The 17,043-nt window shown below is 37.0% G+C and carries 14 protein-coding genes; 13 read left to right on the top strand and 1 reads right to left on the bottom strand.

The annotated features are described in order from the left end of the window. Nucleotides 1-227 precede the first annotated feature (227 nt). From I5515_RS16940 to hisC, 7 genes are all read left to right on the top strand, one after another. The gene (locus I5515_RS16940) at nt 228-1,676 is read left to right on the top strand and encodes an RNA polymerase factor sigma-54 (protein WP_199968847.1); all 1,449 of its coding nucleotides are present in this window, start codon (nt 228-230) and stop codon (nt 1,674-1,676) included. A 167-nt stretch (nt 1,677-1,843) separates the two neighbouring features. Beyond that, the gene (gene hpf, locus I5515_RS16945; protein ID WP_004641296.1) at nt 1,844-2,182 is read left to right on the top strand and encodes a ribosome hibernation-promoting factor, HPF/YfiA family; all 339 of its coding nucleotides are present in this window, start codon (nt 1,844-1,846) and stop codon (nt 2,180-2,182) included. Nucleotides 2,183-2,320: 138 nt separating this feature from the next. Then, nucleotides 2,321-2,572, top strand: coding sequence for a BolA family iron metabolism protein IbaG (ibaG, locus tag I5515_RS16950; RefSeq protein ID WP_199968856.1), 252 nt, complete (start codon nt 2,321-2,323; stop codon nt 2,570-2,572). A gap of 6 nt (nt 2,573-2,578) precedes the next feature. Then, entirely contained in the window at nt 2,579-3,835 is a 1,257-nt protein-coding gene (gene murA / locus I5515_RS16955; protein WP_199968860.1) for a UDP-N-acetylglucosamine 1-carboxyvinyltransferase, read from the top strand. Next, the gene (gene hisG, locus I5515_RS16960) at nt 3,835-4,518 is read left to right on the top strand and encodes an ATP phosphoribosyltransferase (protein WP_003655841.1); all 684 of its coding nucleotides are present in this window, start codon (nt 3,835-3,837) and stop codon (nt 4,516-4,518) included. Before murA ends, hisG begins: the two co-directional genes overlap by 1 nt. Before the next feature lie 107 nt (nt 4,519-4,625). Beyond that, nucleotides 4,626-5,915, top strand: a complete 1,290-nt coding sequence (gene hisD, locus I5515_RS16965) for a histidinol dehydrogenase (RefSeq protein WP_199968863.1) — start codon at nt 4,626-4,628, stop codon at nt 5,913-5,915. Nucleotides 5,916-5,984: 69 nt separating this feature from the next. Continuing rightward, nucleotides 5,985-7,070: a histidinol-phosphate transaminase gene (gene hisC / locus I5515_RS16970; protein ID WP_199968864.1), complete on the top strand. Its 1,086-nt coding sequence runs from the start codon at nt 5,985-5,987 to the stop codon at nt 7,068-7,070. A 3-nt stretch (nt 7,071-7,073) separates the two neighbouring features. Here the strand turns inward: hisC and I5515_RS16975 are convergent, their stop codons facing one another. Beyond that, nucleotides 7,074-8,432 (bottom strand): anthranilate synthase component I family protein, encoded by a 1,359-nt coding sequence (locus I5515_RS16975; protein ID WP_199968866.1) that lies wholly within the window; start codon nt 8,430-8,432, stop codon nt 7,074-7,076. Nucleotides 8,433-8,787: 355 nt separating this feature from the next. Here I5515_RS16975 and I5515_RS16980 point away from each other — a divergent pair, with 355 nt between their 5' ends. From I5515_RS16980 to I5515_RS17005, 6 genes are all read left to right on the top strand, one after another. Further along, nucleotides 8,788-9,639, top strand: coding sequence for a DUF6160 family protein (locus I5515_RS16980; protein ID WP_199968878.1), 852 nt, complete (start codon nt 8,788-8,790; stop codon nt 9,637-9,639). Nucleotides 9,640-9,951: 312 nt separating this feature from the next. Continuing rightward, the gene (locus I5515_RS16985) at nt 9,952-10,785 is read left to right on the top strand and encodes a C39 family peptidase (protein WP_199968880.1); all 834 of its coding nucleotides are present in this window, start codon (nt 9,952-9,954) and stop codon (nt 10,783-10,785) included. Nucleotides 10,786-10,830: 45 nt separating this feature from the next. Next, nucleotides 10,831-12,021 carry a hypothetical protein gene (locus tag I5515_RS16990; RefSeq protein ID WP_199968882.1) on the top strand — a complete coding sequence of 397 codons (1,191 nt, stop codon included), beginning with the start codon at nt 10,831-10,833 and terminating at the stop codon, nt 12,019-12,021. 12 nt (nt 12,022-12,033) lie between these two features. Further along, on the top strand, nt 12,034-13,698 hold the full coding sequence (locus tag I5515_RS16995) for an OmpP1/FadL family transporter (RefSeq protein WP_199968884.1): 1,665 nt from the start codon (nt 12,034-12,036) through the stop codon (nt 13,696-13,698). A 17-nt stretch (nt 13,699-13,715) separates the two neighbouring features. After that, nucleotides 13,716-15,008 carry a putative pilus assembly protein FilE gene (filE, locus tag I5515_RS17000; protein ID WP_199968886.1) on the top strand — a complete coding sequence of 431 codons (1,293 nt, stop codon included), beginning with the start codon at nt 13,716-13,718 and terminating at the stop codon, nt 15,006-15,008. A gap of 13 nt (nt 15,009-15,021) precedes the next feature. After that, nucleotides 15,022-17,031: a protein FilF gene (locus tag I5515_RS17005; RefSeq protein ID WP_199968917.1), complete on the top strand. Its 2,010-nt coding sequence runs from the start codon at nt 15,022-15,024 to the stop codon at nt 17,029-17,031. Nucleotides 17,032-17,043 lie beyond the last annotated feature (12 nt).

Genomic DNA, 17,043 nt, shown 5'->3' on the forward strand with positions numbered 1-17,043 from the left:
TTAGGCTTAAATTATAGGTGGAAATCGGAAATATTAAGGTTACCCCAGTTTCATTTAATTAATAAAGAAAGATAATCAATAAATAACGTTATTCTGTAGAGAGACTCTTAATAAAAACCCATTTTTTCTTCTAAAAATCTCAAACTGATATATATGATAAATAGAAACTATATGTTATAAATATTAAATAGGCATGATTTTTGCTTGTTTAATGGAATCTAAAATATATGAAATTATCTGTTGGGTTGAAAGTTGCGAACTCTCTATCGTTAACACCTCAATTACAGCAGGCGATTCGTTTGTTACAACTTTCTAGTTTAGAGCTTGAACAAGAAATTCAGATCCAACTAGATAGTAACCCTTTACTTGAAAAAGTAGAAGAAGAGTCACTAACAGAAAGTCTGTCTACATTAGAAAGTAAAGACTCAGATGACTTAACAACTGAATTAAATGCAAATCATCTGCCTGATGATTTACCTGTCGATACTGAGTGGGATGATATTTATACTCATCAGTCGACGGCTTTGGCTACTCCTGAGTTTGAAGACAGAGAGGATAATCGCCAAGTTCAATTATCTTTAAAAGAACATATTTTAGAACAAGTTAATCTTCTACACTTTTCTAAAATAGATCAGTTAATTGCTTATTGTATTGTTGATGCACTAGATGATAAAGGATTTCTAGATGCTGAAATAGAAGAAATCATTTTAGCATCACAGCAATTATTGAGTGAAATGGATATTGACGAAGAGATAGAAGAAGATGAGGTTTTGGTTGTTTTAAAGCATATTCAAAGACTTGATCCATTAGGAATTGGGTCACGTAATTTAGCAGAATGTTTAAAAATACAGCTCGAATTTTTATCGAAAGACGTCGAATATTTAAATGAGGCAAAAAGTTTATTGCAATATTATGAACTTTTAATAGCAAATGATCTAAATAAATTGCTCAAGCAGACAGGTCTAACGAAAGATCAATTAAAGTTTGCGATTAATCTTTTAAAAACATTAAAACCCTATCCTGGTATGGACTTTGATAAACAAGAGTCAGACTATCAAATCCCAGATGTGGTCGTTTCTAAAAAAGATTTACACTGGCAGGTTCAACTAAATCCAGATGTGCTACCTAAACTAAGAATTAATACGTTTTATTCTAGTATGATTCGCAGAGCAGATCAAAGTGAAGACAATTTATATTTACGTAATCAGATGCTTGAGGCAAAAAACTTTATTAAAAGCATTGATGAAAGACATAAGACACTATTAAAAGTAGCATCTTGTATTGTGGAGCATCAAAAAGCTTTTTTAGAGATAGGTGCTGAAGCAATGAAACCGCTCGTTCTTCGGGATGTTGCTGACGAAGTAGAATTGCATGAATCTACAGTTTCTCGTGTAACCACAAATAAATATATGCTTACTCCACGTGGTCTTTTCGAGTTGAAATATTTTTTCTCTAGCCATGTTGGTACTACTGCAGGAGGAGAGGCCTCTTCTACTGCAATTCGTGCAATGATTAAAAAACTTGTAGCAAGTGAAAATCCGCGTAAACCTTTGTCAGATAATGTAATTGCTACATTATTAAAGGATGAGGGAATTGAAGTAGCAAGAAGGACTGTCGCAAAATATCGTGAATCGTTACATATTCCTTCATCGTCTGAAAGAAAAGTCTTGATCTGAATTTTGAAGTATGGCTATTCTAGAGATTCATTATGACGAAATAATGAAATTTCAATTTCACCAAGAGGAGTCGCTAAAATGGTTTAATTGTCCTAAAATTTCTTTTTGATAGCATTAAATCGTTTTGGTTCTTCTTTAAATAACCTAAAAAGGTGAGGGATAGAATTATGCAAATAACGATTCGTGGACATCATTTAGCAATTACACCAGCTATAGAAGAAAATATTAAATCAAAATTTAATCAGTTAACGAAACACTTAGATCAGGTGAATAGTATGCAGATTAAATTAACGAAAGATCATCAAATTGATAAGCGCTCTCATAAGGGCAGTTCAAATCATGTTGCAGAGGCTATTGTAAGATTGCCGGGGATTGAGTTATTTGCTCAGGCAACCGCTGATGATATGTATACTTCAATTAAAAAGTTGACTGAAAAATTAAAAAGACAATTATTAAGATATCGAAAAATGCAATGTACTTATTCGCAAGTTACTGTTTCTGTTTAATAAGTTTTATGAAATTAAGAGAGGCTTGAAAGATAGCCTCTTTTTTATTGATAAAATATAAACACGTACTGAATTCTTGGAAAAAGTTATAGTAAAATACTCCGTTTTACCCATTAGGTTGTGTCAGAGGTCTTTGCAATGAATAGTGAACAGCTCACTCAAATTTTAAAAGAAGCTTTCCCTGAAGCGGAAGTAGCGGTGAGCGGACAGGCTGGAAAATTTGACCTCCGTATTGTGGATGATCAATTTGAAGGTAAGCGTACAGTGGCACGTCAACAATTAGTTTATGCACCATTAAATACTTATATTGCAAGTGGGGAAGTTCACGCGGTAACAATTCGTGCAATGACCAAAGATGAATGGCGTAAAGCAAGCCTTTTCGGAGCTTAAATATTAATGGATAAATTTTTAATTACGGGTGGTGTTAAGCTCGAAGGCGAAGTGCGCATTTCTGGTGCTAAAAATGCGGCTTTACCATTACTTGCTGCAACTATTCTTGCAGATTCTCCAATTACAATAACCAATGTTCCAAATCTTAAAGATGTTAATACGTTGGTTAAGCTAATTGGTGGATTAGGGGTAACGATTGGCTATGAAAATGACACAGTAAAAGCAGATACTTCTACTTTAGATAATCAGTTTGCACCTTATGAACTGGTAAAAACAATGCGTGCCTCAATTTTGGTTTTAGGGCCATTATTAGCACGCTATGGTAATGCAAAAGTTTCTTTACCTGGTGGTTGTGCAATTGGTTCAAGACCTGTAGACCAACATTTAAAAGCTTTAGAAGCTTTAGGTGCGCATATTGAAGTTGAAAATGGTTATGTCCATGCTTCAGTTGATGGTCGCTTGAAAGGTGGTGAAGTTATTTTTGATATGGTTACTGTTGGTGGTACCGAAAACATCTTAATGGCTGCAGCACTGGCAGACGGGGTTACGACCATTCGTAACGCAGCTCGTGAACCTGAGATCACTGATCTTGCTCAAATGTTAATTAAAATGGGCGCCAAGATTGAAGGTCTTGATACAGATACTCTTGTTGTAACTGGCGTTGAAAGTTTGCATGGCTGTGAATATGCTGTTGTGGCTGACCGCATTGAAACAGGTTCTTATTTAGCTGCTGCTGCAATTACGGGTGGACGCATAAAAGCAACTCATACCGATCCAGCATTGCTTGAGTCTGTTCTGGATAAGTTTGAAGAAATGGGTGCTGAAGTCACTCGTGGTGATGACTGGATTGAACTTGATATGTTAGGTAAACGTCCTAAAGCTGTAAGTTTTAGAACTTTGCCACATCCAGAATTTCCAACTGATATGCAAGCACAACTGATGGCTGTAAATGTTATTGGCCGTGGATTCGCGACAATCTCTGAAACGATCTTTGAAAACCGTTTTATGCATGTTCCTGAATTGTCACGGATGGGCGCTAATATTCAGGTGGAAGGTCACGATGCTGTCGTAACTGGTGTTGAAACCTTACAGGCAGCGCCTGTTATGGCAACAGATTTACGTGCTTCATTCTCTTTAGTTCTGGCTGCTTTAGTTGCAGAGGGTGATACCTTAATTGATCGTATCTACCATATTGACCGTGGTTATGAACATGTCGAAGAGAAGCTTCAAGGTTTAGGTGCCAAAATTAAGCGAGTAAGTTAATGAATGATGTAAGAAACGATGATCCTAATTTTGATGTGATGGGTAATTTTGATCATGGTTTGACCTTGGCATTAAGTAAAGGGCGTATTTTAAAAGAGACGTTACCTTTATTGGCTACAGCGGGTATTAATTTACTCGAAGATCCGGAAAAGTCTCGTAAACTAATTTTCCCTACTACGCATAAGCAAGTACGTATTTTGATTTTACGTGCGTCTGATGTACCGACTTATGTAGAAAATGGTGCAGCAGATATAGGTGTAGCTGGTAAAGATGTGTTGATGGAACATGGTGCTCAGCATGTCTATGAGTTGCTTGACCTGCAAATTGCTAAATGTAAGTTAATGACTGCTGGTAAAGTAGGTATGGAGCATCCAAAGGGTCGTTTAAAAATTGCCACGAAATATGTCAATCTTACACGTCAGTATTATGCAAGCTTAGGTGAGCAGGTTGATGTTATTAAGCTCTATGGTTCTATGGAGCTTGCACCTTTGGTTGGTTTAGGCGATTACATTGTAGATGTGGTCGATACTGGTAATACTTTAAGAGCAAATGGTCTTGAGCCATTAGAAGAGATTTGCAAAGTCTCTTCTCGATTAATTGTAAATAAAGCCAGTTTTAAGCGTAAACAAACTTTGTTAAATCCAATCATTTCACAACTTGAACAAGCTGTTCAATCGCGTTAAAAGCAATTTCCCATCATGCTTTTGCGATAGTTGCTCTAGATGATGCCCACAAGCGACAAGAAAAAGAGTAAACTTGTTTTTTTCTTTTTCGCCTTGTGGGTAAATTGATGCGACGTTTATCGACTCAAGATCAGAACTTCAAACAGGTTTTTGCTGAGCTATTGGCATTCGAAACCGTGAATGATCTTAATTTAGTGCAAACAGTAGATCAAATTATTGCTGATGTTCGTCAGCATGGTGATGATCATGTTTTAAAGCTTACTCAACAGTTCGATCGACATCCTGCGCATCAATTTTCAGATTTAGAATTGTCTCAAGAACAACTTAAAACTGCTTTTGATAATTTAAGCCCAGAAGTTCGTGATGCTCTAGAGTTAGCAGCAAAGCGTATTCGTACATTTCATGAAGCTCAGAAACAAGATAGCTGGACTTATATAGATGACTTGGGCAATACATTAGGGCAAAAAGTTACGCCTTTAGACCGTGTCGGTATTTATGTGCCAGGTGGTTTGGCTTCTTATCCATCTTCGGTTCTAATGAATGCTGTACCAGCTCATGTTGCGGGTGTGCCTGAAATTATTATGGTTGTTCCGGCACCGAATGGTGAATTAAATCCATTAGTTCTTGCCGCAGCTTATCTTGCGGGAGTCAGCCGAGTGTTTACCATTGGTGGCGCACAGGCTGTAGCAGCTTTGGCGTATGGAACACAGACCATTCCACCTGTAGATAAAATTACTGGGCCTGGGAATCGTTTTGTAGCAGCTGCTAAACGTGCTGTATTTGGTCAAGTCGGCATCGATATGATTGCTGGACCTTCTGAAATTTTAGTATATGCAGAAGGTGAGAATAATGCAGATTGGTTGGCTATGGACGTTTTATCACAAGCTGAACATGACACAGTTGCTCAAGCTATTTTTATAACTCCAGATGAAGCTTTGCTTAATGCAGTAGAGTTGGCAATTGAAAAGCATTTAAATGAATTGCCAAAGGCAGATATTGCGCAAACTTCAATTGAAAACCGTGGTGCTTTGGTATTAGTCAAAGACCGTGCAGAAGCAATTGAGTTGATTAACCAGGTTGCACCAGAGCATTTAGAGCTGTGCTTAGATGAAGCAGAAGCCATGAGCGAAGATATTCGTCATGCTGGGGCAATTTTCATGGGACGTTATACACCTGAAGCAATCGGTGACTATTGTGCGGGTCCAAACCATGTATTGCCGACATCTGGAACTGCTCGTTTTTCTTCTCCATTAGGCGTTTATGATTTTCAAAAACGTTCGAGCCTGATTATGTGTTCGAAAGATGGAGTTAAAACGTTAGCTAAAACAGCCGACATATTAGCTGTCCAAGAGAACTTGGATGCTCATGCACGCTCAGCTCGCTATCGTTATCAATAAGCTTATAAACCTTGTAGTTTTTTAATTGTTACTCAGGGCTGATTTTCAGCCCTTTTTTGAGATAAGACCATGACTTTATCTACAGCACAAATGCGCTTTTGGAGTCCAGAAGTTCGTGAATTAGAGCCTTATGTTCCGGGTGAGCAGCCTAAAATTCAGAATTTATTGAAACTCAATACGAATGAAAATCCATATCCGCCATCACCCAAAGTAGTTGATGCAGTTCAAGCTGTTTTAACTCAGCAAGCTGATGCATTGCGTTTATATCCAGATCCAGATGCAACAGCTTTAAAACAAGCAATTGCTAAACAACAGAATGTTGAGGTATCTCAAGTTTTCGTTGGTAATGGCTCAGACGAAGTACTTGCTCATATTTTTAAAGCATTTTTCCTTCAAGATGAACCGATTCTTTATCCAGATATTACTTATAGTTTTTATCCGGTTTATAGTCAGTTCTTTGGAACAAAAACTAAAGAAATTCCCCTCAATGAGAATTTCGAGATAGAAGCTAATGACTATATACAACCAAATGGTGGGATTGTTATTACAAACCCTAATGCACCAACCAGTATTGCAATGGGTTTGCCAGATATTGAGAGAATCTTAAAAGCAAATCCAGATCGGGTGGTGGTGATCGATGAGGCTTATGTTGATTTTGGAGCAGAATCCGCAGTTGGTCTGGTAAATCGCTATGAGAATCTAGTTGTTTGTCAAACAACCTCAAAATCTCGTTCATTAGCTGGTTTACGCGTTGGTTTTGCAATCGCGCAACCTCATTTAATTACTGCACTTGAAGCCGTCAAAAATAGTTTTAATTCATATCCTATTGACCGTTTTGCAATTGCAGCGGCGGTAGCTTCTTTTGAAGATCAGGCTTATTTTGAAGAACACTGTCAGAAAGTTATTTCTAGTCGTGAAAAGCTAGTAGATGACTTAACTGCTTTGGGCTTTAAAGTTTTACCTTCTAAAGCGAACTTTATTTTTGCTTCACACTCAGTCTATGATGCAGGTAAACTTGCACAGCAATTACGTGAACAAGGTATTATTGTGCGTTATTTCAATAAGCCTCGTATTAATCAATTTTTGCGTATTACAGTAGGTACTGATGAGCAGAATATGCGTTTAGTGCAAACGTTAAAACAAGATATTCTTTAAGTTTTAGTCTGCTGTGTTGTTCATTAAGTTCAGCATGGCAGAAATTTTATCAAGGCTTTCTTGATATTCTGCTTCTGCATTTGAGGCAATCGTAATACCACCGCCTGCCCATAAAGAGAGCTGATTTTGATATTGTTGAAAGCTGCGGATAAGAATATTCCAGCGGCCAGTTCCATCAAAATTGAAGTAACCTAATGTCCCGCAATAAGCACCTCTTGCTTCTTCTTCTAATTCTTCAATAATTTGCATTGCCCGAATTTTTGGGGCACCTGTAATTGATCCCCCCGGTAAGGCAGAGAGCAACATTTGCATCGGGTTAATATCATCTTTAAGTGTCGCAATAATTTCACTGACCATGTGATGAACTTGATTAAAACTTTCAATCTCGAATAATTGTGTTGTTTTTACCGACCCGGTATTGGCATAAATGCTCAAATCATTACGTAATAAATCAACAATCATGACATTCTCTGCCTGATCTTTTTGCGAGTTTTTTAAAGTTTGTTTTGAAATAAAATCTTTTTCGATATTCTCATATCGAGGCATAGTTCCCTTAATAGGTCGGGTCTTAATTTGTTTATTTTGATTGAATTCAATGAAGAGTTCAGGGGAACAACTTAATAACTCAAATTGATCTAATTTTAAATAACCTGCATATGGTGCATTAGTAAGGCTCCATAAATCTGATGCTTTATTTAATAAAGACCCTTTGAAATCAGCTTTAAATTCTTGGGTTAAATTAATTTGATAACAATCCCCAGCTTTAATATATTCTTGTATTTTGTTAAAAGCCTCAAAATATTGTTGTTTAGACCATCTTGGTTGAATAGTAGTTTTTAATTCAAATATATTTTTAGATTTATTAAGAATAGAGCACTTTAATTTTTTCTCAATGTATTTGAATAGATCGAGTGCATCTGTTTCATCACTAAAAAAATACCAATCATTATTAATGTATTTTAAAAAAGAACGATATTGACCTAAGAATAAAGATGGTTGCATATGATTTTGAACGTTAATAAATTGATGTGCAGCGAAATCATAACTAATGAAACCAATATAGCCGCCATTAAAACTTGTTATCGATTCAATATTTTTATTTTCTTCTAAGTTATTTTCTTTAAGTTGAATAAAATCTAATAATTGATTCGATTTTGATGTATTTTTATATTCATTAAAAAAATGACGCTGAAAAACTAAATTACTCTTATCTTGAATAAGTATGTATTGTTGAGGCAGAAAACCAATAATGGGATTGTTATTATCATTTAAATAAATGAGCCCAGTTAATTCTTGTAGATTTTTTAAAATCTCGGCAGTATTTTTACCGGGTAATGAGATTTTTTTCTTTAACTGAGACATTTTTAAATAAGAGAGTAACTAATAAGGGAAATATTAGTTTACTACAACTTGTGGATCATCAGGGAGAAGACTTGTGGTGGAGGTATTTTTTGTTGATAAAACATTCAAATTTTAGTGGGGGATCGAGTTGTATTTGGAAGTTAAAAGCGGAATAAATTGACTGTACCGTTTGTCGGGTAGTTGGCAAAAAATGCACAACACTAGTTGAACAAAAAGTAACGTAGATGTAATTTAGTAATTGCTAAGCAAAACTACTCAAGGATTGGAAGTTTCGGTTGCTATATAAAGAAAAATGCAATTTGAGACAATGAGAGTGGTTAAATTCAAAAAATAAATGCTCTTGGGAGAGTGCTCAATGAAAATGTTCACTAAACTTGCTTTAGTTTCTTCTTTAGCTATCAGTGCAAATGCAATGGCAATGCAGTCAATGGACGATGCTGCGCTTAGTGCTGCTACAGGTCAAGATGGTATTAACATTGGTATCGCTTTAGGTTCTGGCGGTATTTCTATCGATAAATTATATATTCATGACAATGATGGTTTAAACCCTACCACAGGAATTACGGGTGCTGCAGCAACTGCGGGTGCAATTGCAGTAAGTGGAGTAACTGTTAAACAAGTGGATACAACAACGAACCTGTTAGATCTTAAAATTGATAGCGTTGGTGCGTCAGGTACAAATGGAGCATTTTTAAACGTTGCTGCAAATGTAGGCGCTGTTGATGTACATGTAGGTTCTGTAGGTGTTGGTACTTCTGGTACATTAAATACGACGACTGCTGTACGTGGGATTACTGAAACCGCTCCAACTGAGATTATCTCTGGTCTAGATTTATCTTTAGGCGCAATTTCAGCGAATGTACAATTAGGTTCTACTCCACAAGGTGCAATGATTAAAGTGAATTCAGCTTTAAAAGGGGGATTAACTTTATCTAACTTCGGCATTAATGATGCTGCAGGGGGCGGTAAAATTGTTCTTGATAAAGTTATGGTTCGTGGCGCGGGTAATACAACTGGTGACATGGATGTAAACGCGAATATTTCAGTTGTACCAACTGGTTTGAAAATCCAGAATAATAGCACTCAAGGTATGAATGTTTATGTACAAGGTGTACATTTAGGCGCTAGTACTGCGGCTTCAATTGGTGATGTTGAAATCCAAGGTTTAAATGTAGGTACTTCTACAATTACAATTTCTGGTCATTAATTCAAAAAATTTAAAATAAAAAAGGCGCGTTTTATACGCGCTTTTTTTATTGAATAAAAATTGAATTAATTTTATATAGTTGTTTAATATAAATTATTATATGAATAATAAATGTATTAGAAGTGGCAATATTTAAAAATGAGAGTTAATTAACAGTTTAATTAAAGTAGAACTATACATTCATCAAAAAGATTAAAAAAAAGCTGTTTTTTACAGAAAAAAAAGGTATCTTCAACACACAGGGATGTAGAGCTATTGCTCTAAGAATAAAATGAATAAGGCCAGTTGTGCCACCATTTAGAACAAGTGCTTATGTTAGAGATTGCTTTAGGCTCAGCATTGATATATTACTTTGCGACAGAAGCCTTCGAAATAGAAAAAAAGCCACCAGGAACTGTGTATTACACAGAGACTGCCGATTCACGTAATTTATCTTTTCGCCGTAATCATATTGAACCCGTTAGGATTAAACCCGCTGTAGAAGACCAGTTTCGCGGCATCGTTCGGCAGGCATATGACTATAGCTGTGGTTCCGCCGCGCTTACTACACTTTTAAATGGTTATGTGGGTACTAGTCTGACTGAACAGCAGACGATGAGTGGCTTGCTACAGTATGGTGAATATCAGCGGATTATTGAGCGTCGAAGCTTCTCGTTACTTGATATGAAGCGCTTTGTGACTGCTATCGGTTTGGATAGTGGGGGGTATCGTGGCGAGTTTTCAGATTTAGTCAATCTTAGACAGCCTGCAATTGTTCCAATTTCTTATGCTGGATTTAAGCATTTTGTCGTATATAAAGCTTATAAAGATGGACGAGTCTATGTTGCTGATCCTGCATTAGGGAATATCAGTTTTGATGAAAATCGTTTTAAAGAAGTTTGGGATAATAATACATTATTTGTAATTTCCGTCCCTGAAGCTCAGCGTAAAGATTTACTGGCTTTAAAAGATTCAGATATGCGTCATGTGGAAGATGCAACTGTTAACCGTTATGCCTTTGTGGATGTTCAATATCCCACATTTAATTATGACCGTTTAGCAAATAAAGCTTCAACCATGCGAAGGGTGCTAGATAAAGACCCACATTCTGCAACATATAATCAGCCAATAGAAACTTATATGCGTCTCTACTATAAGCGTAAATAATCAAATGTAAATTGAGTAAAATAAATATATTAGGTGGGAAGAAACATGAATAATCGATGGATGAATATGAGTGTATTGGCATTAAGTATGAGTGCTATTACAGGGACACTCTATGCTGATGATCAAGTTGCACAAACAGAAGTACAAAATACTGCGCTTGCATCTGGAGTCAGTACGACTCCGGAAGTAACAGCAAAAACAAATTCAGTTCAAGACGGGGGAACAGTTTCGACTACAGAAGCTGTATCTACTGAATCTGCTCCTGCATCAGCGAATCCAGAAGTACACCAAGCTGCTAATGCCTTACAGAAAAAAGAAGGCGATGCGACACAAGAGACAAATTTACAAGAAGTATTCACATCAAATGAACGTCAATATTCTTTGATTAAACGAGGTGTATTTTCTGCTTATTACGATCTTGATTATACCTATTATCGTGATACCAAAATTGATTTAGCTTTAGCAGACAATTCCTCTCAACTGAACCGTTTACGTGTTGAAGAAGATGCTAACCATACTTTGACAAATAGTTTTACGGTCCAGTATGGGATCTTGGACAACTTAACTTTATCAGCAACTCTTCCTTTTGTTGCAAAGTCTGAAATTATTCGTAATACGACTACTGCTGGGTTGGGGGATATTTCTCTTGGCGCTCGCTGGGAACCCTTTCCATTGAAACAAGGTCGATTGCCATTGGTGCTTTTTGGTAGTTTATCGTCTAAGACCGGCGATAGCCCATATGAAATTGGCTTAGATGAACTTTCAACAGGTAAAGGTTATTACTCTGCTGGGATCGGGGCTAGTACTCGTAAATACATTGATCCAGTGGTTTTATTTGCCTCGGCTTCTGCTAATTATGGTTTCAAAGAAACTGGTTTAAATCAAGCGCGTGGTGCTGGGGCTAACGGTCCACGTTATCTTCAGAGCTTTGATCCTGGGATTAGTGGTGGTTTTGCTTTCGGTTTTGCTTATTCATTTAACTATGATGTGTCATTAACCATGTCATATCAGCAAAGTTTTAATACAAATGCTGAGTTCCAGTTTAATAATGGTGAATCATATAAATCACCAGACCAAAGTAGTGCAATGTTGTCTTTTGCTTTAGGTGTACGTGTTTCACCTGAAACGATTGTCAATGGTACGGTTGGTATTGGCTTAACCCAAGATTCACCAGATGTTTCACTTGGTCTATCTTTCCCGCTAGATTTTATAGGTTTTGGCAAAAAAACCAAATAAGGAGATATGCAGGTGAAATATCCTAAATTATGTCCTTTAACGGCGGCAATTGTTATTTCTGGTGTTTCTAGCTTTGCCAATGCTCAATTAGGACAAAACTTAGCAGTTGATATTCGTTCACTATCGATGGGGAATGCTGTAACGGCAGATCCGCCTGGTATTAGTGCAGTTCATTTTAACCCCGCAGCTTTAGCGAAAATTGATGGGTTACAGACAGATGTTCAAGGAATTTTAGCTAATTTCGATATTCAGCGTGAGTATTCAGCACCTCCTGGTTATAACGTGTTTGGTTATTCAGATGATCCCCTTGTTTGTAATGATGGTCCTGAAGTTACCGCCAATATTTGTACCGATTTTAAGGGTCCTGTACGAGGGGATGTTGAATACGCCAGCTTATATATACCAATTCTTAAAAAAATGGTTGATTTGGGAGCTGGTTATCCACTGGTTGCACCTACAGCCGGAATTGCCTATAAGCCACCAGGTTCAAAAGTAACTTATGCGACAGCAATTTATGCACCTTTAATTGCAGGTTTTGGTGCTGAAAATGGTAATGCTAGCAACTATATGGGGCAGCAGGTTGCTATAGAGCGTATTACTTATTTGTCTCCATCTTTTGGCTATCAGGTAAATGATCATTTATCTGTGGGTGCATCTGTTGGCATGTCATATAACGCTCTCGCGATGAAAACAGATTTGCGATTCCCCAATGAGATGATTGGGGTATTGCGTATGGTTGATGACGTAGTATGTGGGCCGTTTAAAGACAATAACGATATGATTAGCAATCTATTGTTATTTGGCCTATGTAATACTCAAGAAGGTATGAATCCCTTCAATAAAATGGGATCACTTCAAGTTTCGATGGAGCAGTCTTTAAGTCCTAGTTATAACTTAGGCTTGCTGTGGGAGCCGACGGAGGATTTTGGCTTTGGTATGGTCTATCAAAGTGCTGCCAAAATGCGTATGAAAGGGAAGTACCTGATTAATAATGCTAAAGCACCTCAAGAGTTAATTAAGGGATTAAACTCATCAGCCACAGGTCAGGTTCTAGCAGCTATTCTTGGTCTACCGGGGAATGTACCAGATACTGAGTCTGGTTTAGTCGCAATGGATCTTGAATATCCAGCACATTTTCAGGCAGGTATTAAATATAAAATAATACCCGATTTACAAGTTAACTTTGATGTAGGCTGGACTGACTATGCTGCGTGGAATAAGTTTAAATTTGAATTTGATAGACAGATTACTTTATTAAAGGTTGCCAAACTTTTATCAAATGATGTTACTGATAACTCATTGTCATTACCATTGAAATTTACTTCCCCATGGAGTTGGGGTATTGGTTTAGAGTATTCCGCAACGGATCGTTTGAAATTGCGCGCTGGGTATGAGCCTCGTACTAGCGCTATTCCCAATGATAAACGTAATACAATGATTCCAATTAATAATGCGCAATTATTTGGCTTAGGTGTTGGATACCGATTTGATGCAGATACAGATCTGGATCTTTCGATTGGTTTTTTACGCAGTCGAGATAATATTCCCGCCTGTACGAGTAGCCTATCGAACAAGTGTGGTGTTGATAATATCCTGCTAAATCCTTATGCAGGCTTAGATGTTAAAACCAATACCAAAATTACAGTGCTCGGTTTAAATTATAGAACAAAATGGTAAATTTATATTGCGAACGGATGTCTTGGTCTAGACTTGCTATTGCGACGTTTTGTGTTGCAATAGCAGCTAACTCTGCTGTTTATGCAGATGGTTTCTATACGATTATTGGGCCAGATGGTCGCCCAATGATTGTGCCGAGCAAAAAAGTAGAACGGGTAACATCCCCCTCTAAAGTATTAACTCGTCCAGATGTAAAGGTAGATCATTCAGAAGAAATGGTTTTACCTGAAGCAACTCAAAAATTAACACCATTGCCTAAAACAGTTTCAAAATCGTCTAATACTGCATCAACTGCATCAACTGCATCAACTGCATCAACTGCATCAACTGCATCAACTGCATCAACTGCATCAACTGCATCAACTGCATCAACTGCATCAACTGCATCAACTGCATCAACTGCATCAACGAAAACTCAATCTACCGTTCCAGCACAGACAAAAAGAGGTACAGAAAAAGCAGAAGCTGTTGAGCAAAAGTCTAGTTTGGGTGGTAGTAAAGAAAAAATAATGATCAAGGATTCTGCTCTCAAACAAGCAGCCGAAGAAAAAGTAAAGTCAAATCCAGTTCCATCCTCGACTAAGGGTATGGTTACTTCATCAGTACCAACACAAAAAAAGGATGAGAAGAATTACATTACAATTGACGGTGTTGAATACGTTAATAATGAGTACTTAGAGAAACAAGAATTTAACCTTGAAGGTAAAAAACGTTTTTATATTATGCCGGATGGCTTAGGGCGTACGGAATCTATTGAACGTAAAAAAGGTGTCAGTCAGTCAATTCTTGATAATATATTAAATCGATCACGAGAAGATCAAGTCTCTACTGTCGTGCTGGCTCCTACTTATCTGCGTTTGTCACATCAAGAGTTGGCGAGTACTTTTGAGAATGATATGTGCTTTATTAAAGACGATAATAAGTCAATTAAAAAATTAAGCCAGAATAAAGAAATTGGTTTATGGCCAAGAAAACCGCTCAAAGAGAAATTTGAATACGAAGTTGTAAAAATAGATTCATCTATTAAGAATATACAGGTGGCATCTTATGCTGCATCCAATGAGAAGCCAGTCTATTATTGGCCACTCGCAGTCTTTTTAGATGAAAAGGGTTGTGTTTTAGAAGGCGCAAGTGGTTTTAAGAGTAAGGCATATCCTGCGACAATTTTACAACATGCATCGATTTCAGGTGTCTTACAAGTACCTGACCATACTTATTATATTATGTTGACGCCTCTATCTTCTGCTGTGGACATGCCAGATCAAGAGTTATCGAATCAGGGACAAATTAAAATTTCAGTATTACGTTAAAAATAAAATAGGGATTATGATGAGTAACAAAATTTTATTACCTTTTGCAGTCTCCACACTGGCAATTTTATTAAATGGTTGCGGTGGTGGTAGTTCAACCATTAACGAAGATCCTACACAAGGAGGAGGTGATATTCCAACCACTAATTTAGCTTGTAAAGCAGCTAGCATTTCAGATGAGTCTTGTTTGAACTTTGAACTAGATTATCCAATTGCTGGCCTAAATTTTGATTGTAGTTTATCTCCTAATCAGCATTACATTACAAAACTAGATCGTAACTCGGTTGGAGGTGCATGTGGTATTAGTAGCAGTCAGTCAGATGAAACGATATCACTTTATTTACAAGGAAGTAATGCACGTAAAATCTCTTTAGGAACGATAAAGCTTGATTCACTTGGTAAGTATGGGACTGTACATTTAACTGTATTAGATATGGCTACCGCATTAACGGGTCAACCCCCAGCTTCCATGAGTAATACTGATCCAACGATTCGAGTTGCAATGGCTTTAATTAAGTTATTTCAGAGTATTGGTATTGAACGTGGCGATAATGTGATTGGGGATTTACAGCCAACCCAATTTACACAAGATAAGAAAGACTTACTGAGCAGTTTGACCCAGGATGTAACTGTAGCTGAATGGAAAAGTGGTCAATATGAAACCATCTTAAAACCTTGGTTAGATGTAAGCCAAGTTTCTGATGAGCAAGCTTACCAATTACTGGTTCAATCAACAAATATCGCTAATGCTGCATTATATCAAGCAAATGAAGCATTATATGCCGGAATTAATAATCTGCCAGCAGCTCTTCCACTGGGTTTCTATGGTTGTAATCAGACCTCTTTAACTGGGTGCTTTAGTACCTCTTCAAATAATTTACGTCATATGATGGGCAACATGTTCTTGCTTACAGACCGCCAAGGCTATGGTTTTGGTTACGGTTTACAATGGCGGGGGGATGCAACTCTTTCCAAAGATGATAAAGGTAATATTTTAGGGGTATTACCAGCCATTATTTTATTAACCAAATCAAAACCTGTACAGATGGTTGCCTCAGCACAGAATGGATGGTTGAGTCCAATTACCATGGAAATTCAGTCTAGTCAGCCACTACGTTTAAGTGTGGACAGTAATGCGAATAATGATTTACAGATTTATCAAGGTAAACTCATTAATGAATATGCTGTAGCTGGGAACGAAGGTTTTTATAAACAGTTAACACGCACAACTACTGCTGGAAATGCACAACATTATGGTTTGTGGCGTCAAGCGGTGGGTACGGAAAGCTATAATGGTTCTTTAGATATTTTAAAAGCAAATCCAGTAAGTTATTTAGGAAAATCTATTTTTAAAACATCGAAAAATGTGAGTTCTGGCCAGCGTTATGTTTTCCCCTTGTATGCAACTTTAAGTTTTAAGTTTAATACAGCAGGAATTGCTCCAATGGATTTGGGCATTGTAGTTGATGAGTATGGTGATATTCGTACAGATATTAAGCCAAATGCAACTGACACTGATAAATCTGGTCAATGTGCAACAGTCGCAGATAGCAGTCTGATTGATAGTAATGGTATTCAACAATATCGGATCGGGACTACAGGCGGTACACAATCTTCAGATAATGATAGTTCGATTACAGTTCGCATGATTTTATCAAATCCTCAGTTAGGTAATCTTAATGGGATTATGATGGGACTTAATACTGTAGTGAAACAGGACTCGAATATATCGGATAATGTAAATGATTCGATTTCAGTGAGTGGTGCTAAAATTAATATTTACAATCTACTAGCTGGCCAAAATACAGGTAATAGTATTAATTTGAGTACTTTTGAAAATACGACAGTAAATTGGGTTAACTTATACGCTTATTATCAAGCTGTTTATAATAATATTAAGGATATTAGTCCGGCACCAACTGATGCTGAAAAAGCTTTAGCTCAACGCATGATGGGTACCGTAACAATTAAACTAGCGGATCAATCTATTCCAGCTTGTAATGCGATTAAAACTAAGTCTTAAAATATTAAACAA

It is taken from the genome of Acinetobacter calcoaceticus (assembly GCF_016508255.1).
In the GTDB taxonomy this organism is placed as follows: Bacteria; Pseudomonadota; Gammaproteobacteria; order Pseudomonadales; family Moraxellaceae; genus Acinetobacter; species Acinetobacter calcoaceticus_E.

Coding starts and splice junctions, on each gene's coding strand:
- ibaG (WP_199968856.1), top strand. CDS start 2,321: ATGAATAGTGAACAGCTCACTCAAATTTTAAAAGAAGCTTTCCCTGAA.
- hisD (WP_199968863.1), top strand. CDS start 4,626: ATGCGACGTTTATCGACTCAAGATCAGAACTTCAAACAGGTTTTTGCT.
- I5515_RS16980 (WP_199968878.1), top strand. CDS start 8,788: ATGAAAATGTTCACTAAACTTGCTTTAGTTTCTTCTTTAGCTATCAGT.
- filE (WP_199968886.1), top strand. CDS start 13,716: ATGTCTTGGTCTAGACTTGCTATTGCGACGTTTTGTGTTGCAATAGCA.
- hpf (WP_004641296.1), top strand. CDS start 1,844: ATGCAAATAACGATTCGTGGACATCATTTAGCAATTACACCAGCTATA.
- I5515_RS16975 (WP_199968866.1), bottom strand. CDS start 8,432: ATGTCTCAGTTAAAGAAAAAAATCTCATTACCCGGTAAAAATACTGCC.
- hisG (WP_003655841.1), top strand. CDS start 3,835: ATGAATGATGTAAGAAACGATGATCCTAATTTTGATGTGATGGGTAAT.
- I5515_RS16940 (WP_199968847.1), top strand. CDS start 228: ATGAAATTATCTGTTGGGTTGAAAGTTGCGAACTCTCTATCGTTAACA.
- hisC (WP_199968864.1), top strand. CDS start 5,985: ATGACTTTATCTACAGCACAAATGCGCTTTTGGAGTCCAGAAGTTCGT.
- murA (WP_199968860.1), top strand. CDS start 2,579: ATGGATAAATTTTTAATTACGGGTGGTGTTAAGCTCGAAGGCGAAGTG.
- I5515_RS16985 (WP_199968880.1), top strand. CDS start 9,952: ATGTTAGAGATTGCTTTAGGCTCAGCATTGATATATTACTTTGCGACA.
- I5515_RS16990 (WP_199968882.1), top strand. CDS start 10,831: ATGAATAATCGATGGATGAATATGAGTGTATTGGCATTAAGTATGAGT.